This window comes from Flavobacterium sp. A45 (genome assembly GCF_002001005.1).
Classification (GTDB): domain Bacteria; phylum Bacteroidota; class Bacteroidia; order Flavobacteriales; family Flavobacteriaceae; genus Flavobacterium.
Genome location: NZ_MUNX01000093.1, coordinates 60,018 through 84,904, shown reverse-complemented (window position 1 = coordinate 84,904; position 24,887 = coordinate 60,018). Strand labels below are relative to the sequence as shown.

The 24,887-nt window shown below is 33.7% G+C and carries 23 protein-coding genes; 13 read left to right on the top strand and 10 right to left on the bottom strand.

Annotated elements, in window-relative coordinates; translation table 11 throughout:
- Nucleotides 1–3: 3 nt before the first annotated feature.
- The 3 genes from B0E44_RS12005 to B0E44_RS11995 form a co-directional block, all read right to left on the bottom strand.
- Entirely contained in the window at nt 4–1,086 is a 1,083-nt protein-coding gene (locus tag B0E44_RS12005) for a DegT/DnrJ/EryC1/StrS aminotransferase family protein (protein ID WP_077375278.1), read from the bottom strand.
- Nucleotides 1,083–2,060 carry a GNAT family N-acetyltransferase gene (locus B0E44_RS12000; protein WP_077375275.1) on the bottom strand — a complete coding sequence of 326 codons (978 nt, stop codon included), beginning with the start codon at nt 2,058–2,060 and terminating at the stop codon, nt 1,083–1,085. The genes B0E44_RS12005 and B0E44_RS12000 overlap by 4 nt, the downstream gene beginning before the upstream one ends.
- A 94-nt stretch (nt 2,061–2,154) precedes the next feature.
- On the bottom strand, nt 2,155–2,760 hold the full coding sequence (locus B0E44_RS11995; RefSeq protein ID WP_077375255.1) for a trimeric intracellular cation channel family protein: 606 nt from the start codon (nt 2,758–2,760) through the stop codon (nt 2,155–2,157).
- A 135-nt stretch (nt 2,761–2,895) separates the two neighbouring features.
- On the opposite strand from B0E44_RS11995, the gene B0E44_RS11990 reads away from it, so the two are divergent.
- The 7 genes from B0E44_RS11990 (at nt 2,896) to nudK (ending at nt 10,352) form a co-directional block, all read left to right on the top strand.
- Nucleotides 2,896–3,681, top strand: coding sequence for an RNA methyltransferase (locus B0E44_RS11990; RefSeq protein ID WP_077375252.1), 786 nt, complete (start codon nt 2,896–2,898; stop codon nt 3,679–3,681).
- A 53-nt stretch (nt 3,682–3,734) separates the two neighbouring features.
- Nucleotides 3,735–5,285 (top strand): serine hydrolase, encoded by a 1,551-nt coding sequence (locus B0E44_RS11985; RefSeq protein WP_077375249.1) that lies wholly within the window; start codon nt 3,735–3,737, stop codon nt 5,283–5,285.
- Between the two features lie 132 nt (nt 5,286–5,417).
- Complete coding sequence (locus B0E44_RS11980; RefSeq protein ID WP_077375246.1) at nt 5,418–7,637, top strand: bifunctional (p)ppGpp synthetase/guanosine-3',5'-bis(diphosphate) 3'-pyrophosphohydrolase; 2,220 nt, start codon at nt 5,418–5,420, stop codon at nt 7,635–7,637.
- 15 nt (nt 7,638–7,652) lie between these two features.
- Nucleotides 7,653–7,925 (top strand): hypothetical protein, encoded by a 273-nt coding sequence (locus B0E44_RS11975; protein WP_077375243.1) that lies wholly within the window; start codon nt 7,653–7,655, stop codon nt 7,923–7,925.
- Nucleotides 7,926–7,944: 19 nt separating this feature from the next.
- Nucleotides 7,945–8,424, top strand: a complete 480-nt coding sequence (locus B0E44_RS11970; RefSeq protein WP_077375240.1) for a Fur family transcriptional regulator — start codon at nt 7,945–7,947, stop codon at nt 8,422–8,424.
- A gap of 18 nt (nt 8,425–8,442) precedes the next feature.
- Nucleotides 8,443–9,714, top strand: a complete 1,272-nt coding sequence (locus B0E44_RS11965) for an adenylosuccinate synthase (protein ID WP_077375237.1) — start codon at nt 8,443–8,445, stop codon at nt 9,712–9,714.
- A gap of 56 nt (nt 9,715–9,770) precedes the next feature.
- Nucleotides 9,771–10,352, top strand: a complete 582-nt coding sequence (gene nudK, locus B0E44_RS11960) for a GDP-mannose pyrophosphatase NudK (protein WP_077375234.1) — start codon at nt 9,771–9,773, stop codon at nt 10,350–10,352.
- Nucleotides 10,353–10,365: 13 nt separating this feature from the next.
- On the opposite strand, the gene B0E44_RS11955 is transcribed toward nudK, so the two are convergent.
- Both B0E44_RS11955 and B0E44_RS11950 read right to left on the bottom strand, forming a co-directional pair.
- Nucleotides 10,366–11,277 (bottom strand): AEC family transporter, encoded by a 912-nt coding sequence (locus tag B0E44_RS11955; RefSeq protein WP_077375231.1) that lies wholly within the window; start codon nt 11,275–11,277, stop codon nt 10,366–10,368.
- A 52-nt stretch (nt 11,278–11,329) separates the two neighbouring features.
- The gene (locus B0E44_RS11950; RefSeq protein ID WP_077375228.1) at nt 11,330–11,527 is read right to left on the bottom strand and encodes a hypothetical protein; all 198 of its coding nucleotides are present in this window, start codon (nt 11,525–11,527) and stop codon (nt 11,330–11,332) included.
- A 140-nt stretch (nt 11,528–11,667) separates the two neighbouring features.
- Here B0E44_RS11950 and meaB point away from each other — a divergent pair, with 140 nt between their 5' ends.
- Both meaB and B0E44_RS11940 read left to right on the top strand, forming a co-directional pair.
- Nucleotides 11,668–12,756 carry a methylmalonyl Co-A mutase-associated GTPase MeaB gene (gene meaB / locus B0E44_RS11945; RefSeq protein ID WP_077375323.1) on the top strand — a complete coding sequence of 363 codons (1,089 nt, stop codon included), beginning with the start codon at nt 11,668–11,670 and terminating at the stop codon, nt 12,754–12,756.
- An 86-nt stretch (nt 12,757–12,842) separates the two neighbouring features.
- Nucleotides 12,843–13,604: a phosphatase PAP2 family protein gene (locus B0E44_RS11940; protein ID WP_077375226.1), complete on the top strand. Its 762-nt coding sequence runs from the start codon at nt 12,843–12,845 to the stop codon at nt 13,602–13,604.
- Between the two features lie 85 nt (nt 13,605–13,689).
- Here the strand turns inward: B0E44_RS11940 and B0E44_RS11935 are convergent, their stop codons facing one another.
- The 4 genes from B0E44_RS11935 to B0E44_RS11920 form a co-directional block, all read right to left on the bottom strand.
- Entirely contained in the window at nt 13,690–15,648 is a 1,959-nt protein-coding gene (locus tag B0E44_RS11935; RefSeq protein ID WP_077375223.1) for an LTA synthase family protein, read from the bottom strand.
- A gap of 78 nt (nt 15,649–15,726) precedes the next feature.
- On the bottom strand, nt 15,727–18,138 hold the full coding sequence (locus B0E44_RS11930; RefSeq protein WP_077375221.1) for an outer membrane beta-barrel family protein: 2,412 nt from the start codon (nt 18,136–18,138) through the stop codon (nt 15,727–15,729).
- A 64-nt stretch (nt 18,139–18,202) separates the two neighbouring features.
- A complete protein-coding gene (locus B0E44_RS11925; RefSeq protein ID WP_077375218.1) occupies nt 18,203–19,465 on the bottom strand; it encodes a HAMP domain-containing sensor histidine kinase in 1,263 nt (420 codons plus the stop codon).
- On the bottom strand, nt 19,458–20,135 hold the full coding sequence (locus B0E44_RS11920; RefSeq protein ID WP_077375215.1) for a response regulator transcription factor: 678 nt from the start codon (nt 20,133–20,135) through the stop codon (nt 19,458–19,460). The genes B0E44_RS11925 and B0E44_RS11920 overlap by 8 nt, the downstream gene beginning before the upstream one ends.
- Nucleotides 20,136–20,544: 409 nt before the next feature.
- Between B0E44_RS11920 and B0E44_RS11915 the strand changes: the two genes are divergently transcribed.
- The 4 genes from B0E44_RS11915 (at nt 20,545) to B0E44_RS11900 (ending at nt 24,581) form a co-directional block, all read left to right on the top strand.
- On the top strand, nt 20,545–21,507 hold the full coding sequence (locus B0E44_RS11915) for an NAD(P)-dependent oxidoreductase (protein ID WP_077375212.1): 963 nt from the start codon (nt 20,545–20,547) through the stop codon (nt 21,505–21,507).
- 113 nt (nt 21,508–21,620) lie between these two features.
- A complete protein-coding gene (locus B0E44_RS11910; RefSeq protein ID WP_077375209.1) occupies nt 21,621–22,334 on the top strand; it encodes a glycosyltransferase family 2 protein in 714 nt (237 codons plus the stop codon).
- Nucleotides 22,334–22,966 (top strand): lipid-A-disaccharide synthase N-terminal domain-containing protein, encoded by a 633-nt coding sequence (locus tag B0E44_RS11905; protein WP_077375206.1) that lies wholly within the window; start codon nt 22,334–22,336, stop codon nt 22,964–22,966. Before B0E44_RS11910 ends, B0E44_RS11905 begins: the two co-directional genes overlap by 1 nt.
- Entirely contained in the window at nt 22,947–24,581 is a 1,635-nt protein-coding gene (locus B0E44_RS11900; RefSeq protein WP_254423290.1) for a glycosyltransferase family 39 protein, read from the top strand. Before B0E44_RS11905 ends, B0E44_RS11900 begins: the two co-directional genes overlap by 20 nt.
- On the opposite strand, the gene B0E44_RS11895 is transcribed toward B0E44_RS11900, so the two are convergent.
- Entirely contained in the window at nt 24,582–24,812 is a 231-nt protein-coding gene (locus B0E44_RS11895; protein ID WP_077375204.1) for a hypothetical protein, read from the bottom strand. It abuts the gene before it with no gap.
- Between the last annotated feature and the right edge of the window lie 75 nt (nt 24,813–24,887).

Genomic DNA, 24,887 nt, shown 5'->3' with positions numbered 1-24,887 from the left:
ATTTCAATATTTATTTAAAATTGAAATCACATAACTAACCTCATCCATTGTCATAACTGGACTCATAGGCAAACTCAGTACTTCTTTGTGTATTTTTTCGGTTATGGGGAAAGACAAATCATTCCAAGATTCAAAAGCTTTTTGCTTATGTGGTGGAATCGGATAATGAATTACCGTTTCGATATTATTTTCTGCTAAATAGTTTTGCAAATCATTTCTGTTTTTGGTTCGAATAACGAACAGATGGAAAACATGATTGTCGCTTAAATCCCAAAAGGGCAAGATAATTTTATCGTTCTGTATTTCACTTAAATAACGTTTAGCAATAACCCTTCGGTTTTCATTATCAGCATTTAAATTGGGTAATTTTAGGTTCAAAAATGCAGCTTGCAACTCATCCAATCTAGAGTTGACACCTATAAAATCATTCTGATATTTTGTTTCCGAACCGTAATTACGAAGGGACCGAATCGTTTTGGCGAACTCGGCATCATTCGTTACCACAGCACCTCCATCACCTAACGCTCCAAGGTTTTTTGTTGGATAAAAACTATATGCTGCTGCATTTGATTTTAGATTACTTATAATCCCTGCTGATTGGGCTGCATCTTCCACTACAATCAAATTATTTCGAGTGGCTATTTCATTTATAGGATCCATATCGGCCAATTGACCGTAAAGATGCACTGCGAGAATCGCTTTAGTTTTTGGAGAGATTTTTTCTGAAATTAATTCGGGATTAATATTGTAAGTTTCCAACTTTGGTTCCACTAAAACAGGTACTAAATCAGCTTGAAGAATAGCAAGAATACTCGCGATATAGGTATTCGCAGGCACAATAACTTCGTCTCCTTTTTGCAGTTTCCCTAATTGAATATATCCTTTAAAAATTAAGGTTAGCGCATCCAAACCATTCCCAACTCCTACACAGTGATTGACACCACAATATTGTGCAAAATTGTTTTCAAACTCCTGAACTTCCTTGCCTAAAATATACCAACCACTAGACAAAACCGATTTCAATTTCTCTTGAAAAGCAGTTTCGTAAGGTTCGTTTATTTTTTTTAGGTCTAAGAATTTTATCATTTTAAAACCGCATCTAATAAATTATAATTCGAAGTTTCCACTTCATAAAAGTCATGAACAATAGTACTTGCACCGAAACTTTCTTTCCAAAAAGATAATCCTTTATTAATCACTTTACCTTGCTTTGCATTGGAAGTTCCAAAATCAAAAAATTTCTTTTCCTTAAAAACTTCTGTTATTAAATGATGATATAAGAAATCTAAACTCCCTATTGTATTTTTATTTTCATCAGCAGAAATATACTGAGAATGAATTACATTTTCACTTTCAAACAATGTTGCTCCGGCTACAATTTCGTCTTTGTAATACACATTAAATTGTCGAATATTTTCGGGAAACTTCATTTTTAAATTAGTAATCTCTTGCAAACTATGAACTGGTTTTGTTTGATATTTCCTTTCTAAATTTGGAATTAATATAATATTCCAAAAATCATCAAAATCACTTACTTCTCTAATTTCTAAACTATTTACAATACCTTTTTTCACTCCTTCTTTCCTTCCGCTTGCGATCAAAAATGGTTTAGTCAAATCAATCACAGAAAGTGTCTCTCTTCTTATTAATTGGGCTTTTGTCAAAAAAAGGGCATAATTTAATTCTTCGGCTGGCTTTTGATGATAAATAGACGGAATTAATTTTAACTGCAATTTCTGAATGTTATTTTCTTTCAAATAAAACAAAATCGCATTAAAAAATTCAATAACGGAGACCAGCTTTACTTTTTCATTATAAACTAAACTTCCATAAGTCAAGCCTTGATGGGAATAAACAACATCCTCTACTCTATTGGCTGGTAAAACAGCAACCAACTTCTCATCTTTATAAACCATCAAAGAATAATCCTCGAATCGGTCTTTGTGGTATTCCATAAAATCACGATGAAAGAGAAAAGTAGCGTTCTTGGCTTGGCTTATAAAAGCATTCCAATTGGCATAATCACTTTCTTGATATCGTTTTACGTTGTAGTTTTTCACAATTGAGTATTAAGGACTGGAAAAGTACACAATTGGGGGAATATTCTAAATACGAATTGCGAAAAACTTAAATAGTAAGAATAAAAAAACTATCTTATTTTTTATGCTCTATAGGAGAAAGATGCCACTTGTATTTTACAGCCATTAGGCGAACTGCGATGATCACCAATGAGGTAATGAGATATAAAATATCATCCTCTAAATTCATTTTTCGGAGGATAAAAAATACGATTCCACCTAGAATACATATTGTAGCATAGATTTCTCTACGGAAAATCACGGGAATTTCGGTGCATAAAATATCTCGAGTTACTCCGCCGAAACAAGCTGTCATTGTCCCTAAAGCGATACAAATAGTAGGATGAAGATGGTAATCGATTCCTTTTTGGATTCCGATTAAAGTAAAAACACCCAATCCGATGGTGTCAAATAACGCCAGTGAAGTTCGGAATTTATCTAATCTTTTTCGAAATAATATTGTTAAACCAAAGCCTAAGATAATAACATAAACATAGGTCAAATCCTGCATCCAGCCCACCGGAGTGCGACCAATCATGACATCACGTAGCGTTCCGCCTCCTACTGCGGTTACAAATGCAATAATAAAAACACCAAAAGGATCCAATTTTTTGCTCATAGCGGTTAACGCACCTGACATTGCAAATGCCATGGTTCCGATGATATCGAGTAGGTGAAACATTTAGATTATAGAATTTAGATTGCAGATTGCTGTTAGGTTTTCAAAATTAAATAAAAAAGGACTTACTATTGATTATTTTAAGAATTTAAAAAATGGTAGTACCTTAGCGACTTAGTAACTTATTATCTTTTTGACTTGAAACAAATCACTTCCATCCAAAATCCGTTTATTAAATCCTTAGTACTATTGCAGGAAAAAGCAAAAGCACGTAAACAATCGGGAACATTCCTGATTGAAGGAAAACGCGAAATTTCACTTGCCTTAAAAGGAAGATATGAAATAGAAACGATTTTGTTTTTATCCGAAGTTTGTTCGGAGACGGAAGCCCGTAAATTATCAAATAATGCTGAACTGATAGAAATCACGGCAGCTGTCTATCAAAAGCTCGCTTACAGAGATACTACCGAAGGTGTTTTGGCTATAGCCAAAGCCAAATCGACACAACTATCCGATTTAAAATTATCCGAAAATCCACTGATTATTATTGCCGAAGCTCCCGAAAAACCAGGAAACATTGGCGCTTTATTACGTACCGCCGATGCAGCAAAACTTGATGCGGTGATTATTGCCAACCCAAAAAGTGATTTATACAACCCTAATGTGGTGCGGTCGAGCGTAGGTTGCTTGTTTACTAATCAGATTGCAACAGGTACCACTACTGAGATTATTTCTTTTTTGAAAGAACGAAACATTAATTTTTATTGTGCCACTCTGCAAAACTCTACTTCCTATCATACCCAAGATTACACTTCGCCAACAGCTTTGGTTGTAGGTACAGAAGCCACCGGACTGACACAGGAATGGCGAGATGCTGCGACTCAAAATATTATCATCCCAATGCAGGGCGAAATTGACAGTATGAACGTATCTGTAGCTGCGGCGATTTTAATATTTGAAGCCAAAAGACAGAGAGGGTTTTAGATTTTAGACTGCAGAAAATAGAGAATAGATTTCGAATTTAATTACATGAAAATATGAAAAAAATTAGTCTTTCACTTTTAATACTTCTTGCGTTTAGCATTCCTTCTTTTTCCCAAATTACTGAACAAGAAGTGGACAATGTTGTTAATCGAACTTTAACTGCCTTTAATGTTCCCGGAATTGCAGTAGCAGTTGTAAAAGATGGGAAAGTGGTGCTTGCAAAAGGTTACGGAGTAAAATCTATTCTAACAAAAGAAAAAGTAGATGCAAATTCACTTTTTGGAATTGCTTCCAACAGTAAAGCTTTTACAAGTGCAGCTTTGGCTATTTTAATAGACGAAGGCAAACTAAAATGGGATGACAAAGTCATTACTTATTTACCGAATTTCAAAATGTACAATGATTATGTAACAAATGAATTTACGATTCGAGACTTATTGACTCACAGAAGCGGACTAGGACTTGGCGCAGGAGATTTAATGATTTGGCCTGATGGAAGCAATTTTACGGCGCAGGATATCACACAAAATTTACAGTATTTAAAACCGGTTTCTGCTTTTAGAACACAATATGATTATGATAATTTATTATACATCGTTGCTGGAGAAGTAGTTCACAAAGTAAGCGGTATGAGTTGGTGTGATTTTATTGAAAGCAAAATCATGAAACCATTGGAAATGAATAACAGTGCAGCTTCATTTGTCCGTTTGAAAGACACTAGCAATGTTATAGCACCTCACGTTCCTATTGACGGAAAACTAAAAGTAATTTCGAGATATAAAAATCAATTATTTGACCCGGCTGCTGGTATCTACTCAAGTGTGAACGATTTAAGCAAATGGGCAATCATGCAATTGAATAACGGAAAATACGGCTCTAAAAACAAACAATTATTTTCCGAGAAAGAGCATAACGAAATGTGGACTCCACAAACAATAATTCCTGCAAAGACAAGGCCTCCTTATAATACTCATTTTAGTTCTTATGGATTGGGTTGGTTTTTAAGTGATGTAAAAGGATACAAGCAAGTAACCCACACAGGAGGTTTAGAAGGAATCGTGACTCAGACAACCTTAATTCCTGAACTAAATTTAGGAATTATAGTATTGACTAATCAGCAATCAGGTGCTGCTTTTAATGCGATAACAAATACCATAAAAGACAGCTATCTGGGAATTAAATCGGATGATTATGTGACGATTTACAGTAATCGAGTAAAAGCCACCGAAGAATCGGCAGATAAAGTGACTGATGAAGTTTGGGCATTGGTAGCCAAAAACAAAAAGGACAATATCAAAATTGATTTCAACAATTATGTTGGAACTTACAAAGACAATTGGTTTGGCGAAATTGTGATTAGCGAAAAGAAAGGGAAATTATATTTTGCATCAAAACGATCTCCACAACTTTCAGGAGAATTATTTCTTTATAAAGACAAAAACTTGGTTGTAAAATGGAACAATGCTTATTTCCATGCAGATGCTCATTTGTTTTTTGAATTTGATGCAACCGGAAAAGCAGTTGGAATCAAAATGAAACCTATTTCTGAGTTGACCGACTTTAGTTATGACTTTCAGGATTTGGATTTTAAGAGAATCCTTTAGATGACAGATTTCAGATAGCAGAAGTGCAAAAATTCTGAAATCTGAAATCTGCAGTCTACAGTCTAAAATCCCCTTCTCGCCCTTGCACATCTCCTTAAAAATTCTTATTTTTAGGAATTGAACCATGCCGTTATGATAGAAATCGATACAGAAAAAGAAAACAAAGCAATTGCTCAAGAATATAAGGAGCTATTACGCATCAGTTACCAAACATTAACCGCAGAGGATAAAAAACTGATACGCAAGGCTTTTGATGTGGCTGTTGATGCCCATAAAGACCAACGTCGCAAATCTGGTGAAGCCTATATCTTTCACCCTATTGCGGTGGCCAAAATTGTAGCTTCGGACATTGGTTTGGGAGCAACTTCCATTGCCGCAGCCTTAATGCACGACGTTGTTGAAGACACACCAATCACCGTCAAAGACATTGAAAAAATGTTTAATCCCAAAATTGCCCAGCTGGTTGAAGGATTAACCAAAATATCATTGGTACAAAAAGACCTTAACGTATCGATGCAGGCAGAGAATTTCCGTAGAATGCTTTTGACCCTCAATGATGATGTTCGGGTAATCCTGATAAAAATAGCCGACAGATTGCATAATATGCTGACTATGGACTCGATGGAAGACCACAAACAGGTCAAACTGGCGTCCGAAACCTTATACATTTACGCCCCATTGGCGCATCGTTTAGGACTTTATAAAATCAAAAACAAACTGGAGGATTTAGGATTAAAATATACTGAACCAGAAAGATACAACTCCATCGTCAGCAAAATAAGAGAAACCAAGGAAGAACAAGATTTATACATCAAAGACATTTCCGAAGTACTCAAAAAAGCATTAGACGATGAAAATGTAGATTACATCATCAAAGGCCGACCAAAGTCTATTTATTCCATCAACAGAAAAATGCTGGCCCAAAATGTGACTTTTGACGAAGTCTACGACAAATTTGCCTTGCGTATCGTCTATAAATCAAATCCACACGATGAAAAATTCTTAGCTTGGAAAATTTATTCGATCGTAACAGACCACTACAGACCCAGTCCAAGTCGTTTACGTGACTGGATTTCCTCACCAAAATCAACTGGTTACGAAGCATTGCACATTACCGTGATGGGACCAAAAGGCCGCTGGGTAGAAGTACAGGTTCGAAGCGAACGTATGGATGAAATTGCCGAAAAAGGTTATGCAGCACATTACAAATACAAAAACGGAGCCTCCGAAGAAAATGGTCTCGACGTCTGGTTAAACCTTTTGAAAGAAGCTCTTGAAAACTCAGAAGCGAGTGCAGTCGATTTTGTGGAAGATTTCAAAATGAATTTGTATTCCAAAGAGATTTATATTTTTACCCCAAAAGGAGAAATTAAATCCCTCCCAAAAGGCGCTACTTCACTGGACTTTGCTTTTAGCATCCACTCCGAAATTGGAATAAAAACAAGAGGAACAAGAGTCAACGGAAAATTAGTCCCCTTAAATTATGAACTAAAAAGTGGCGATCAGGTAGAAATCATCACCTCTCCCAACCAAAAACCAACCATCAACTGGCTAGATTATGTAACCACTTCAAGAGCAAAAAACAAAATTAGAAATGTCCTCAACGAGAACACCAAAAAAATTGCCGAAGACGGAAAAGAACTCCTTACCCGTAAATTAAAGCATCTAAAAGTCACATTAAACGAGCAAAGCATCAACGAGCTAGTTAATTTTTTTAGACTAAAAACAAGTTTGGATTTGTTTTACAGAGTCGGTGTAGGTTCCATTGACAACCAACAATTAAAAGATTATGCTGCCCAAAAAAGCAACACTTTAATAAACTTTTTCAAAAACAAAATCAAACGTTCCCATAGCACTGCCGACGAGGACATTCACAAACAAGTCATCAGCAGCAATTACGACATGCTCGTTTTTGGAAAAACACACGACAAACTCGATTACAAATTATCCAGTTGTTGCAATCCCATACCTGGAGACGAAGTTTTTGGTTTTGTAACCATAAATGACGGTATCAAAATCCATAAAAAAGACTGTCCAAACGCCATTTCCCTACAGTCCAATTATGCATACCGAATTATGCAGGCCAAATGGATCGATTCCACTCAGCAAGACTTCAAAGCCACCATCAACATCATGGGAATGGACACTTTGGGACTTACAAACGAATTGACAAAAGTGATTTCAAACAACATGAATGTCAACATTCAAAGTATTTCACTCAACGGTGAAGCCGGTATTTTTAAAGGCCAAGTATCCGTAATTGTACCCAACATCACCATTCTGAAAAAATTAATGGACAACATCAAAAAAATAGACGGAATCGACAAAGTGACACGAGTGTATAAAAACTAACTTTAAAGATTAAAATTGTTTAATCGTCAACAAAAACAAAAGCTTCAAAAATCATTTGGGCGTGACACCATCCCGACAAAAAGGGCTATTCTTTTTGCGGGTACACGCCCTTTTATCGGGATACTGTCGGGCTATACGCGCTACTTTGGTAGCTTGCTCCTATCCCTCACGCAAAAACAAGAGCCTAAATTTTCATCAGAAAAAGTCCAAAAAAACCAACTTAAACAACAAAAAAATAAAGTAAACTGCTTAGAATTAAAACCCTATTTTTTTATACTTTTAAAATAATAATTTATCTTTGCATGATATGACACTCATTTCTACAGACAACAACAAAAATCAGGAGATTGTAAAAAACGTTTTTACAATGTATCTTGAAAACAAAGGACACCGCAAAACACCCGAACGTTATGCTATCCTTCAGGAAATATACGAAAGTGAAGAACATTTTGATATAGAAAATCTATACCTCAAAATGAAAAACAAAAACTACCGTGTCAGTAGAGCCACCCTTTACAATACAATCGAATTATTATTGGATTGTGCATTAGTTCGTAAACATCAGTTTGGGCAAAATCAAGCACACTACGAGAAGTCCTATTTCGACAAACAGCACGATCATATCATCATGACCGATACTGGTGAAGTAATTGAATTTTGTGACCCACGAATTCAAACCATCAAAAAAACAATCGAAGAAATTTTTGATATCGAAATCACCAATCATTCCCTATACTTATACGGAAACAGAAAAAAAACAAACACAGAAAATACAATAGAAAATTAACTGCAAATAAAACTTAGAATGACTGTAGATTTATTATTAGGATTACAATGGGGAGATGAAGGAAAAGGAAAAATTGTTGACGTTCTTACATCAAATTATGATATAATTGCTCGTTTTCAAGGAGGCCCAAACGCAGGACACACTTTAGAATTTGATGGAATAAAACACGTTCTTAGAACTATTCCATCTGGAATTTTTCACAAAACAGCCATCAACATTATCGGAAACGGAGTAGTAATTGACCCAGTAGTTTTTCAAAAAGAAATTGAAGGTCTTGAGAAATTTAATTTGGATATCAAAAGCAAATTAATCATTTCTAGAAAAGCACATTTAATTTTACCAACACACCGCTTATTGGACGCAGCTTCTGAAGCTTCAAAAGGAAAAGCAAAAATTGGTTCTACACTTAAAGGAATTGGACCAACTTACATGGACAAAACCGGAAGAAACGGATTGCGTGTTGGAGATACCGAATTAGAAGATTTCAAAGAACGTTACAGAGCATTGGCTGACAAACACGAAGAAATGATTAAATTCTACGATGTTAACATTCAGTACAATTTGGCTGAAATGGAAAAAGAATTTTTCGAATCTATCGAAGTATTAAAATCATTAGACTTTATTGACAGCGAAGAGTACTTAAACCAAGCACAAAGAGCAGGGAAATCAATCCTTTGCGAAGGTGCACAAGGTTCATTGTTAGATGTTGATTTTGGAACTTATCCATTTGTAACTTCATCAAACACTACTGCAGCAGGAGCTTGTACAGGTTTAGGAATTGCCCCAAATAAAATCAAAGAGGTTTACGGAATTTTCAAAGCTTACGTAACTCGTGTTGGTAGCGGACCTTTCCCTACTGAACTTTTTGACGAAGATGGAGCTACAATGGCTAAAGTAGGAAACGAATTTGGATCGGTTACAGGAAGACAAAGACGTTGCGGATGGTTGGATTTAGTAGCGTTAAAATATGCTGTTCAAATCAACGGAGTAACTCAATTAATGATGATGAAAGGTGATGTTCTTTCTGGTTTTGAAACGTTAAAAGTTTGTACTGAATACAACTATAAAGGAAAAAACATTTCTCACTTCCCTTATAATATCGAACCAGAAAATGTAACTCCTGTATTCAAAGAATTCAAAGGATGGCATCAAGATTTAACTGGCATGACAACTTATGATCAGTTGCCTATTGAACTAAAAGAGTACATTGAATTTATAGAAAAGGAAGTAGAAGTTCCAATAAAAATTGTTTCTGTCGGACCAGATAGAAAACAAACAATTCTTAAATAATAAACTAACGTCCCGATAAATCGGGACGTTTTTTTTAACATTAATTAGCTAACAATATGCCAAATCCTAAATACAAAATACAGAAAACAGAATTACTATCCGACAATTGGTATATTCTGAATAAAGTAACCGTAGACTATCAAAAAAAAGATGGCTCTTGGGACACTCAAGTACGTGAAGTATATGACAGGGGTAATGGAGCGGCCATTTTATTATATAATCAATCTAAAGGAACCGTTATTTTGACCCGACAATTTAGATTACCAAGCTATTTAAACGGAAACAAAAGTGGTTTATTAATTGAAGTTTGCGCTGGTTTACTCGATGAAGACAACCCCGAAGCCTGCATCATCCGTGAAACTGAAGAAGAAACAGGATATCGCCTGCATTCAGTTAAAAAAGTTTTCGAAGCCTACATGTCGCCTGGAGCAGTAACCGAAGTTTTGCATTACTTTATAGGAGAATACGATTCCAGTATGAAAGTAAGCTCTGGAGGAGGATTAGAACATGAACATGAAGAAATTGATGTACTAGAAATCCCTTTTGCACAAGCTTATGTCATGATAGAATCTGGCGAAATAAAAGATGCCAAAACCATCATGTTATTGCAATATGCCAAAATCCACAATTTGGTATAATTTAAAACAAGAATCAAACATATTGCAATACCACGTACCAAAACAACAACGTGACAAATGAAATGGGAATTCCAAAACCAATCATCATGCTACTCAACCTCGGTTTCAAACCATAAGTAGAAGCTAATATGCAACCCGTAATCATAGGCGCCATGGCTGATTCCAATATAGCTACTTCAATTTCCTTAGAATGTTGATGAAATACCACCACATATAAAAAAAAGATAATTGCAGGCATTAAAATTAGTTTATAAAAAAGACCTAATCCAAGAAAACTCCAATGCATACTTCGTTTTTCAAAACGCAATTGCAATCCCACCGAAAGTAAAGCCAAAGGAGTCACAGCACTCCCCACCGATTTTAACAACAATTGTCCCCACTCCTGAAAATCGAATTGAAAGACATTCATCAAACAAGCAATACAGAAAGTAACAAAAGGAGGAAAAAAAGCAATCTTTCTGGCTATTTGCACACTACTCAAATTCCCCTTGGAATAAACCGTCGCTACCAAAACACCCAAGGTAGAAAGCACCACAAAAGATCCTGGTTGGTCAACTATAATAGCAGTTCTCAAGCCTTCCTCTCCATACAAAGCCTCAATTATTGGGAATCCTAAAAAAGAAGTATTACTTAGTCCCCCACAAATAATCAAACATCCAATTAGTTTTCTTGGCCATCCTCTTTTTTTTCCTAAGTAACTAAAAAAGAAGTACGAGATCACAAATCCAATCCAAGCCACTCCAATAGGAAATAGCAATTGATTGTCCCATTTAACTTTTGGAATATAATATAGCGCCAATGCTGGAAGACAAATATAGACGACTATCCAATTTAAAAATTTATGCGCATTTTTGGGTATTTGCTTTATATTTTGAAAAACAACTCCAATGAATAAGCAAACAAAGATGAGTATAAAATTGTTCATAGTTTTGCAAAGATACTCCTTTAAAATAATTGCCCTAAAAAATCACAGCTTCTTATTTTAAATTCAGAACTCCTTTACATACAAGAGCAAGTCCAACAAATGCTCTTGCATATATTCCGCAATAGCGGCCTAAATTATAAGAAAGTGAGTCATAAGGAATAGCTTCCAAATTAATTATTTTTTTAAATCCTGTTAAAGTCATTAAAATCCCTATAAATATTAAAAACACAAAATATGATTTCCTTTCCATAATAATTAATTTGATTTATTAGTTCAAACAAAAATACAAAAAAACATGTAATATCTTACATGAAATAAATCATCCAAAAGTATATTAAAAAGAAAAAAACAACCAATTTTTAGTATTTTTACTTGTTCAAAACAAAAACTTTGTCTGCAAAAAAAACAAATCCAAGCGCTTTAAATGAAAAAGCTGGTATTTCTCCTCCAGAAATCATCAGTTCCAGTGCTATACACCAAATCAAAATATCCAGAAAAATACAACCTTCTGCAAAAGAATTGATCGATGGGATTTTGACAGGTAATATAACGGCTCTTAGTCGTGCTATCACATTAATTGAAAGTACAAATATTTCACATTTGGAAAAAGCAACTGAGGTCATCAACGGATGTTTACCTCATGCCAATAAATCAATTCGAATAGGAATCACTGGAGTACCAGGTGTTGGAAAAAGCACTTTTATTGAAGCTTTTGGTAAACACTTAACAAGTTTAGGCAAAAAAGTAGCCGTTCTTGCAGTCGACCCAAGTAGCACCATTTCACACGGAAGTATCCTTGGAGACAAAACCCGAATGGAAGAATTGGTAAAAGACAAAAATGCATTCATTCGACCTTCAGCATCCGGAGAGACTTTGGGAGGTGTCGCACGTAAAACCAGAGAAACCATAACACTTTGCGAAGCATGTGGCTTTGATATAATTCTAATTGAAACTGTCGGTGTTGGACAAAGCGAAACGGCTGTTCACAGTATGGTCGATTTCTTTTTACTTTTAAAAATTGCAGGTGCAGGAGATGAACTTCAAGGTATCAAACGTGGTATTATGGAAATGGCCGATGCTATTGTTATCAATAAAGCCGATGGTGATAACATTAAAAAAGCACAATTAGCAAAGGTAGAATTCAACAGAGCCCTCCATTTATTCCTTGCAAAAAAATCAGGGTGGATTCCAACAACGTCAACCTGCAGCGCTATAACACAAGAAGGAATTAGTACCGTTTGGCAAACCATTTTAGATTATCTTGAATTGGTAAATTCAAATCATTATTTTGTAGAAAAACGCAAGGAACAAAATCAATTTTGGATGATAGAAACCATTGATGAACAATTAAAAAATCATTTCTACAATCAACCAAAAATCATTCAGCTACTGGATTCCACAAAAAAGGCTGTCCAGAATAATGAAATTTCCCCTTTTGCGGCAGCACAAATTTTATTGGATAGTTATTTTAAAAAGTAATTAGATTTGAAATTATTTCTTTCCCAAAAAAAACAGAATTAATTCAAAATCGAACTTTTATTTTGTATTCTAATAGAGTACAAAAAATGAAAAGTCTGTATTTACTTGTGTTATTATCAACTTCGATTTTAACCGCTCAAAATAACGTAGTCGACACTATTTTCGTTCAGGATAGCGTGAAAAATTTAAAGTTCAACTACAAACAATTAATCATTCCTACCGCATTAATTGGTTATGGTCTTATTGGAATTGAAAGTGACCAAATCAAGAATTTCAACTCCGAAGTTCAAGAAGAAGTCACTGAACATATTGATGACAAAGTTACTATTGATGACTTTGCACAATACGCACCAGCCGCTGCGGTTTACGCCTTAAACGCATTTGGAGACAAAGGTAAAAACAATCTCAGAGACCGATCGATTATTTTAGCCAGTTCCTATCTTATGATGAGTGTCACGGTTCTAGCTCTAAAAAGCACCACAAAGGTCGAAAGACCCGATGGATCTTCAAATAACTCTTTCCCTTCTGGTCATACGGCGACTGCTTTTGCCGGAGCCGAGTTTCTTTGGCAGGAATACAAAGACAAATCAATTTGGTACGGAATAAGCGGTTACCTTGTAGCAGCCGGAACAGGCGCTTTTAGAATTATCAACAACAGACATTGGTTTACAGATGTTGCCGCTGGAGCAGGAATTGGAATATTAAGCACTAAAGCTGCCTATTGGATGTATCCTTTTCTGAATAAGAAAGTTTTTACTAAAAAGGAAAAAGAAAACAAAGGAACAACATTGATTCTACCTTATTATAACGGAAAAGAATTGGGCTGTAATCTTGTGATCCAATTTTAGATTGACTTCTGTTTTTCGTATAAAATTTAAATCCCAAGATTATCTTTATTTTTGATAATCTTGGGATTATAAAAAATACCAATTACTATTTCAAAAGTTTGTTCGTAAAAAGATAATCGGCGGTTTGATACCATGAAATTGTTTCTTCTAAAAAGGACTGATCCATCGGAATTGGCTTCAGGCTATTATCTTTTTTGTTCCAGGAGTAAAATGCCTGTTTCTTCTGGTCAGATAAAATCAAAACTTTTTCTTTTTTCATCAAGACTAATTTGCGATAGGTTCCAATTAAGGCACGCTCTTCAAAATGACTGTCAAGAACATTTTTTCCAAAAAAATTAGATTCATAATTCCAATGAAACAGTGAAAAAACAGTGGGCCAAAGGTCTATTTGAGAACATTGTTGCGTTATTTTCTGATTTTGATTTTCATCAAAATTGACGATGAATGCAGGAATATGATAGTTTGCCACATCAATTTCATCTTTTCCAGCACTACTAGCGCAATGGTCTGCAATGATGACAAAAACAGTGTTTTTGAACCAAGGTTTTGTTTTGGCTTTATTGAATAATTCTTTTAAAGCAAAATCGGTATATTTTACAGCACCTTCCCTACTTGTTCCCGAAGGAATATCAATTTTTCCGGAAGGATAAGTAAATGGCCTGTGATTGGAAGTTGTCATAATAAAATTAAAAAAGGGCTTATTCTTTTTGTATTGTGCATCTGCAACTTTCAACATTTTATTAAAAATATCTTCATCACAAACCCCCCAAGCATTTTCAAAAGTCACTTCCTTATCATCGATATTATGACGAACCGTTTTAATTTGATCACTTAAAACACTGCCTCGACCACGATCATAAATAGTAAATCCGTTGCCGCCAAAGTAAGCATTCATGTTATCGAAGTAACCATCTCCTCCGTAGAAAAAATTGCAATCGTATTTTCTGGATTTGAATACACTGCAAACCGTATAGAGATTTTGATTATCCGGTCTTTTAACAATACTTTGACCAGGAGTTGGAGGAATACATAAAGTTACAGCTTCCATCCCTCTAACGGTACGAGTCCCTGTTGCGTATAAATCCTCAAAAAAGATGCTCTTTTGGGCAATGCTATCTAAAAAAGGAGTGATATTTTGGGTGTTTCCAAATTCTTTAAGAAAACTTCCACTTAGGCTTTCCACTAAAACAAAAACAACATTTTTGTTTTCTTGAGAAGGGGAGCTATTTGTAATTTTTCTGTGAATAGAATTATTAGTTTTAGAATAAAAAGAATTATCAGAAGCTAATTTATTTCTAATTAAACCAAAAGCTTTATCATTTTCAATTGAAGTATAGAAATCAACATATTTCATTTGGTTATTTCTAAAAGCAGCAAAAAAAGAATAAATTCCTGATTTAGAAATCTCTGAATTGTAGCGATTCGAAGACCATTCCGCTTGATTGTTGTTTATAAAAAAAGCAAAAAACAAAGCAACAGCAATAGTAGGTATTAAAACGGAAAGTCTACTTTTAAAATTAACTGTAGAAGTAAAAGTGGTTGCAAAAGCCTTTCTTTTATAAAAAATAAACAAGAACACTAAAGTAAGTAGCAATACTCCGCCAATTAGAATAGGCAGTGGATACGACTGTTTGATATTGGCTACGACTTCATGGGTATAAATAAGATAGTCTACCGCTATGAAATTAAATCTTGTTTTAAATTCATCCCAAAATGTTAATTCAGCAAAAAAAGTAAAAACAAGTATAAAGACTGTTAGCGACGTAAAAAAACAGACTAGTACTTTATCTAAAAGAGAACCAATCCATTTATTTGGCAGTACACTATAATACAGCACACTACAGATTGAGATAAAAACAATTGTTCCCAAATCAAAGAATAAACCTGTTAGCAGTGTTCTTGCTAAATCAATTATATTCCACGAAACCTCATCGTATTGCCAAAGGAAAAATCCAATTCTTAAAAATTGCGACAGCACCAAAAACCAGATTACAAAATGTACTAAAAGTGAATATCTGCCGAGATTTGAGGGTAATTTATACATAGCCTTATTTAATAATTAAAAGGCAAATTTTAGAATCCAATTTTGAATATATTTTGAATTTTGGTTTTAATTAAGAAATCAAAATTTATAACTGTACCCAAATCGTATTACTTGAGTTTCATAATAATCTTTACTGTTGTAGCTAAAATCTTGACCTTGAATTTCTTTTTGAATTACTAGCGTATTGAAGACATCTGTTGCATTAAGAAACACTTCCCCTTTGCCTTTTTGAACTGTTTTTTTGAGGCCTAAATCAACCGAAAATCTAGAGTCTACTTTACCTTGTGGGATAATATCGGGAGCAAGATAAATTACCGACACTTGAGCTTTTAGAGTTTTATTTAGTTGTAAATTACTGTTCCATTTTAAATTACCAGAAACCATTTGTTGACGCTCTCCATAATATGTACTTGGAACCGGATATAAATTGGTTACCGAAAAAGCATCAATAGTATTTTGATACAGATTCCCATTTAGATTAAAGGAATACCAAGAGTTTATTTCTTTAGAATAAATCATTTCAATTCCTACAGAGGTACTTTCATCGGCATTTTGAAATACATTATAAATCAAATTACTGCCAGGAACTGTTGTGGCAATTCGTGTTATGGTTCCATTAATAATTCGGTAATATAGAGAATATGTAAAGTATCCTTTTTCCATATTTCTTTTATAACCCACTTCAAAAGCACTGGTAAATTGTGGTTGAAGCCCTGGGTTTCCAACCTTTATAATTTCGGCATCATCGTATTTTGGAAAAATTCGAATATCGACTTCATTTGGTCTGTCAACCCTGCGATTGTAAAAAGCAGTTATTTTGTTTTGGTCGTCGATTTTATATCCAAATCGCATATTTGGAAAAGGCTCAATATAATAATAGCCATCACTTTTATAAGTAGGATGATCTGGGTTGACATCATATTCCAGATTTACATATTCCAAACGCAGTCCCAATTCTGCTTCGATTTTATTATTTTCATAAATATAATTAGAATAAATTGCCGGTATATTTTCTTTATAATCAGCCCATCCACCAGCATCCTCGTCTATTACAGAGTTTTCACCAGGGAAAAACTGCATATTCGTTGGGATTTCTCTGTGTCTCATTTTCAAGCCCATTTCAAATCGCCCTTGTTTTAAAGGCTGAACATAATCGAGATTGAAATCGACTACTTTTTCATCCGAAATCAATTTGAAGGCATCATTCCCTGTAAGTGTGGGTGTTGTATTCGAAAAATAATATTTCTCATCTTCCCGATGATAGGTATAATTGATTCCTGCATTCAGTTTATGTCCCGCTTCTTTGAACTTATGTTCATAAGAAACACTTGCCATTGCAGTTGTTTTAAGCTCATCTTCTAAAAATTGCCAAAGACGCAAACGCTGGGAATAATCAGCATTAAAAATAGGTTCTTCTCCATGATCTATAATTTTTTCACTTCCAAAAAGACCCGAAAAAGCAAAGGTATTTTGTTCATTGTATTCCCAATCAATTCCTGTTTTTAGGGTTGCAAAATGAGTGTCTCTATTTCGTTTGCTCTGCTGATTAATAATAGTTCCGTCGTCATAAGTTCGCGTTACAAATTCATTTTTATTGAGTGTTTCTGTATAAAGATAATCAGCTTGTAAATAAGCATTTATTTTTCCTTTTCGGTAGTTTAATGACAGTGAAGGATTGATTTTTGGAGTGACTTGATATTGAGGACTAATGGTTGGTAGATTCTCTTTGCGTACCCATAAAGCACCATAACCAGAAGCGATTCCGACTTTCCCATTAAATCCTTCTTGCTTGTTCTTTTTGTAAATCAGATTGATAATTCCGGCATTTCCATTGGCATCAAATTTTGCCGAGGGATTATTTATGATTTCAATTCTTTCGATGGCAGAAGCTGGAATATTGTCCAAACCCGATTGATTACCAAAACCCGTAAGAGCAGTTTGTTTACCGTCTATAAGCACCATTACTTTGTCATTCCCTCTCAATTGCAGTTTACCCTCATTTGCAGTAACTCCAGGTAAATTTTGCATCGATTGCAGAACCGAACCGCCACTTTGAGAAATATTATCGGCTACGGTAAAAACTTTTTTATCCATTTTTGCACTCACTTCTTGGGTTTTAGAATTTACAACTACCTCTGTTAAATTATTAATATCTTCTTCCAGATGAATGGTGCGCAAATCCAGAAACGCAGAAAGGTTCCCTACGAAAATGTTTTGCTTTAGCGTTTTATATCCAATAGTGCTAATTTCTAATGTGTAATTCCCAGATGGGATAGCTGGAAAACTAAATCGACCTTCTTCATTGCTTAGTATTCCAAAAATAGCTTTTGGGTCTTTGACTGATTTCAACAATAAATTAGTGTAAGGAACAGGAACATCAGATCTTTTATCTTTAATTAAACCCGAAATAGTCGCTTTATTATTTTGAGCTGTTGTATTGAAACAAATTACTATTAAGAATGATAAGAGTAGAATTATTTTGAACCTCATTTTGCTTTGTGCTTTTAATTATTTGCACAAATTTCAAAACTTATTTTGTAGAAAGTTTGAATTTTTAAAATGTAATGCAAAAACAGTGCAATTTATTCTCAAAATCATAACTGATTTTCCATTGATTGAGTTCTGTTATTTTCTTAATAATGGCCAATCCAAGACCATTCCCTTGAGAAGATGGATTTATTTTAGAAAATCGATTGAACAACTTATCAATTGACAATGGAGTTTGCTGTCCTGTATTTTCAAATGATAATTGACTGTCTGTTATACGAATAACTATTTTTCCGTTTTTTTCATTGTGGCGAATAGCATTCAAAAACAAATTATTCAACAATACTTCTGTCAAAGCGGGATTTCCATTTATAACAAGATTATTATTTAATTCGGTTATGATTGAAATATTTTTCGACTTTGCTTGTTCCGTAAAAAAATCAAGATGCTTCTCAATATAATCATTCAAAACAATAGTGTTATTTTCAAGATAACTTTCATTATCAATTTTAGAAAGCAATAGTAGGTTTTTATTGAGCCTATTAAGTCTGGAAACATCATTATTTAATGAACTTAAAACCGAAAGCTGTTCTTTATTTAGTTCTAATTGCAGTAAAGTATCAATTTTCGTTTGAAATAAAGCCAGTGGTGTTTGTAATTCATGTGCTGCATTTTCTATAAATTCTCTTTGGCTTTTATAAATAGCCGTGTTCTTTTCGATAAGCTTTTCAAGACTTTTGTTTAGGCTGTCAAATTCATCGATATCAGTTGGAATAAATTGTGGTGATTTATTTTTATCGATTTCGAAATTTTGAATTTGACTTAAAGTATTATAAAAAGGCTTCCAGATTTTAGTTGCCAATTTTTTTGAAATCCAAACAATTCCAAAAAGCAAAATAATTATAATTAACAGAAACATGACAGCCACATTTATGACCATCCCTTCCATTTCAACGAGATTTGTCTTTTCTATATAAGTGTATCGCTTGCCTTTTACAACTACTGGAGCATACAATATGCGAAATGGTTCTTCCTCTCCAGCAATAGAATCAAATAACATTTTGCCAATAATAGAATCCTTTTTGATTCCCATATCAGCAACAATCGTTACATTATGGTTGTATTTATTCCAAGCTTTTATATCATCTTGATCAAAACCTTTATGTGTCTCTTTGACAAAAGCCCCTTTATGAAAAAGCAAAACCTCATCGGTTTCATAAATATAAAGCTGTTGACAGATAAAATAAAATACTGGAGCAGACACCAATAATAGCACCGTAGAAAACACAAGGAAGCTACTGGTTGTTTTATGTAATAATTTTTTACTCATTTTCCCATTTATAACCTAAACCATAAATTGTTTTGATGTAATCACCACTTCCGGCAGCATGTAGTTTCTTTTTGAGGTTCTTTATATGTGCATAAATAAAATCATGATTGTCAAGCATATCTGCCATATCGCCAGAAAGGTGTTCAGCAATAGCGCCTTTGGATAAGACTTTATTATTATTACCAATTAAAAATAATAGTAAATCTATTTCTTTTTTGGTTAAATCCAATCTTTCATTGTTGATTGTTACCGTTTTAGAAAAAATATCAATACTAATTTCATTGAAAACAACAGTGTTATTTCCTTGAAAATTCTTGCGACGAATGAGTGCTTGCATTCGAACTAAGAGTTCCGAAAGATGAAAAGGTTTCGTGAGAAAATCATCTGCACCGAGATTAAAACCTTCAATGCGGGTGTCTAGAGTTTCCTTTGCAGATATAATGATTACTCCTTCTATTTTGTTTTGGTTTTTTAATTCTCTCAAAATATCAAAACCATCACCATCAGGCAACATCAAATCCAATAATATACAATCGTAACTGTAATTATCAATTTTATTCAATGCCGACGTGCAATTGTTTGCTGTTTCACATTGAACACCATTTGTCTTAAAATAGTTCTTTATGCTTAGAGCAATTTCCTGCTCATCTTCGATAATTAGAATTTTCATACCGCAATTTACAAATCAATTTTGAAGAAAATCTGAATAAATCTGTTAATGAAACTACTTATTCAAATCATATTATTGATACAAAATTCAGGAAAAATTCAAAATTGAACGATTCCTTTGTTTGATAAAGTCATAAAGGCTCCATGATACATTCTTATTTAAAAAAAAACAATATTTCTTATCCTCTTATTCTTAAGCATTTATTAAGTCTGACGATCTGAAAATTTGACCAATATTTCTTATTTTTATTCATTAGAAAACGTATCATCAAAACATACATTTAATTAGACTATCCCTAACTGAAAAAATAATATTTGTTAGCCTTTGTTTTTTTTATGAACAAAAGAGTTTTATCCCTACAGGAATTAGCCCTAAAAATGCTAAAGATAAAATCATTAAAATACAATCTATGAAAATATTAGTTACAGGTTCGGCTGGATTTATTGCTTCACATACAGCCGAACGACTACAGTCGATGGGGCACGAGGTTGTTGGCTTAGATAATTTTTCGGATTATTATGATGTGTCTTTGAAGCAGCTCAATGCAAGTACATTAAATTCAAAAGGGATCGCTATCGAAAAAATTGATTTACGGTTTACTGACCAACTTCATTTATTACCAACCGATTTTGAATATATATTTCATTTTGCCGCACAACCAGGCATTTCAACTACATCCCAGTTTGAGGATTATTTGGAGAACAACGTCATCGGAACCAAAAACTTAATCGATTTTGCTTTTAAAAATCAAAAATTAGTTCTTTTTGTAAATATTGGCACCTCATCCATTTATGGAATTCATGCCACATTTGACGAAACAGTTCCTCCGACACCGGTTTCTCATTATGGCGTGACAAAATTGGCTGCTGAGCAGTTGGTTTTGGAAAGTAGCAGACTGGGACAATTCAAGGCGTGCTCCCTTAGACTATATTCCGTTTACGGACCTCGCGAAAGACCCGAAAAACTATATACAAAGTTAATTGCAAATGCTTTTAATGACATTCCTTTCCCATTGTATAAGGGAAGCGAAACTCACCTAAGAAGTTTTACCTATGTTCAAGATATTGTTGATGGCGTGGTAAGTGTGATTGGTAAAGAAGATTTGGTAAACAATGAAATCATCAACTTAGGCACCGAAGAAGAAAACACAACACAACAGGGAATTGAAATCGTTGAAAAAATTTTAAATAAAAAAATAGAACTGCAAATTGTCGAAGCAAGAATTGGAGACCAATTAAGAACTAAAGCCGTAATCGACAAAGCCAGAAAATTACTAGGCTATAATCCTAAAACAAGTTTAATCGAAGGATTAAAAGCACAAATAGAATGGTATCAGGAAAATTTTATTGACCAACAACATTTAGAAATTTAAAAAGCGTTCTCTATGCATTTTTAAAATCCATCATTTAACATAAACAAAAGCCAAAGTAAACTCGAATTTAAACAAAATTTAAGCTATTACTTTTATATAAAATTTATCAAAACATGAATTTCGAATTAACAATAATAGTACCAGTCTATAACGAAGAAGACAATCTTGACCGTGTTCATCAAGAAATGAAGCAGTTTTTATTCATTTCCAAAAAAAAGGCAAAAATCCTATTTGTTAATGATGGATCCAAAGACAACAGCCAAACACTGATTGAAAAAATTTGCAAAGACAATGCTGAGTTTACTTATATTTCTTTCGAAAAAAACACAGGTTTAAGCGCCGCCATCAAAGCAGGTTTTGATTATGCAGACACTACTTGGGTGGGCTATATTGATGCCGATTTGCAAACTGCCCCTGAAGATTTTAATATTCTGATGGAATTTGCAGGCGAATTTGACCTTGTTACCGGAGTCCGTTCAAACAGAAAAGATTCCTTTACCAAAAACATGTCCTCCCTCATTGCCAATGGCATCAGAAGGGCTTTCACAGATGACGGAATGGATGACACAGGTTGCCCTTTAAAAATAATCCGCACCGATATGGCGAAGAGAATCCCGATGTTCAATGGATTGCACCGTTTTTTACCTGCCATGATTTTGTTGCAAAACGGTAAAATAAAACAAACTCCAGTGAGACATTTTCCTAGAATCGCAGGTGTTTCAAATTTCAATCTTTGGAATCGATTATTGGGCCCGTTACAAGATTGTTTTGCCTATTTATGGATGAAGAAAAAATACATTAATTATAATGTAGCTAAACAAGGATAATGAACAACATCATCATTTATTCCATTGGGTTCATTGCTCAAATTTTGTTTTCAAGCAGAATGATTTTGCAATGGATTATTTCCGAAAAAAACAAAAGGGTATTAACTCCTGTTTTATTTTGGGAAATCAGTTTATTTGCATCCTTTTTATTGTTCGTTTACGGTTATTTGAGACATGATTTTTCTATTATGCTTGGCCAAACCATTACTTATTATATTTACATCAGAAACATTCAACTGCAAAATGATTGGAAAAAATTACATGTAGCACTCCGATGGTTCATACTTTTATTCCCTGCTTTTATAGTTTGGTATTCTTACAATAACAATGTATATGATTTAGACAATCTTTTACGAAATGAAGCAATACCAAAATGGTTGCTTTGGACAGGTATCATAGGGCAAGTATTATTTACATTGCGTTTTGTATATCAATGGATTTATTCAGAAAAGATAAAAGATTCCGTTTTGCCATTGGGCTTTTGGATCATTAGTTTAATGGGATCCTTTATCATATTCATTTATGCCATAATCCGAAAAGATCCTGTATTATTGGCTGGTCATGCAATCGGTTTAGTCATTTATTCCAGAAATATAATAATCATAAAAAAGGATGTCAAAATTAACGCATAATTACGCTTTCTGGCTTTTTTTTGTAGCTTTTTTCATACTTTTTCCACATTTGGATGTCATCGAAGTAAACATCATGGAAGCCCGAAACTTTATTACTGCCCGAGAAATGGTAAATAACAATCATTGGATACTGACCACAATCAATGATTTGCCACGATATGAAAAACCACCATTGCCAACTTGGTTGACAGCCATTTCAGGAATTATTTTTGGATTTGACAGTATTTATGGAATGCGAATTCCTGTTGCATTAATTACATTGTTGCTTGTATTTGGGATTTATAAATTTTCACAAAAAATAGGTTTATCCAAAATACAAAGCTTCCATAACGGACTGATTTTAATTACATCTTTTTATATTTATTTCGCAGGAAGAGACAACCAATGGGACATGTACACACACAGTTTTATGGTCGTTTGCATCTTGTTTTTATGGGATTTATTGAATGGCTCTAAGAAACCTCTTTTTAATGCTGTCATGGCAGGATTGTTTTTCGGTTTCTCCTTTTTAAGTAAAGGACCTATTTCGGTTTACGCCTTATTATTACCTTTTTTAATTGCTTATGGATTCACCTATAAATTTCAATTAAAAGACAAAAAACTATACCTTTTCCTAATTCTTGCAATAGGTCTAATCATTGGTTTATCTTGGCCTCTGTTTGTAAAATGGGCAGATCCTGCAACCTATTTAAAAGTGACCAAAATAGAAAGCAGCCGATGGGGCAATTATAACACCAGACCTTTTTATTATTATTGGAGCTTTTTTACTCAAAGCGGTATTTGGACAGTCCCTGCATTTATTGCTTTAATTTATCCGTATTTAAAAAGCAGAGTCAGCAATTTAAAAGCTTATCAATTTACATTAATCTGGACGTTAGCTTCTGTGGTTTTACTTTCGATAGTACCCGAAAAAAAATCAAGATATTTATTGCCAGTTTTAATTCCGATGGCTATGAACACTGGATTTTATATTGAATACTTAATTAACAATTTTAAAAACATTAGTTTAAAAAAGGAAAAAGGAATTATTTATTTTGCTTTCGGACTTATCGGAATCATTTGTGTTATCATTCCAGTTGGAATTTTTATAAAAATAAAAAATGATTTAGCAGGATTCGAATTTTGGCTAATTGGCTTGAGTTTATCTTTATTAGTAATAGCTTATGTGCTATTTACAAACCTTAGAAATAAAAACTTCACAAAAGTATTCTATGCGGTTATAGCCGTACAAGTAGCCGTAGTTGTTTTTGGAATACCATTCACAAAACTCATTTTAAAAAATCCAGATTACGCCAGTGCAAAAGCAATTAGACAAACAGAAAAGAATCTAGGAGTTAAAACTTACGAATTAAACTCATTTACACCCGAAATTATATGGGATTATGGCTTTAGTATGCCTATTCTATTAAATCAAAAAACCAAGAAACCAAACTTACCTTCTGAAAGTAAATTTGGTCTATTGGCTTTGGAAAAAGATCTCATAAATTCTAAAAAAGAATTCCAGAATTACAATCTAAAAAAGGTTTCGTATATTGATTTGAATCATGTTCCAACAGATTCAAAAAAACATAATGACCGATTGACTAGAATATATTATATCGTTACAAAGAAATGATTATTCTTTCTCGTAACGTTCCATTTCTCTATCATAAAATTCATTGGCAAGAACAATAAGTCCTTCCATTTCGGCATTCAATTCGGCTTCATCAAGATCTTCTGCTTCTTCCATGAATTCAACTTCATCATCTTTCAAATTGATAATAAAACGTGGGTAATCCATGTGAATGATAAAGATATCATCAGGAAAATCGGTATTATCACCCAGTAAAAATTTTGGTAATTCCATATTTAATTTATTGTTTATGGTTTGTTGTCTATGGTTTATTGTTCAATTCAAAACAACAAACCATATACAACAAAC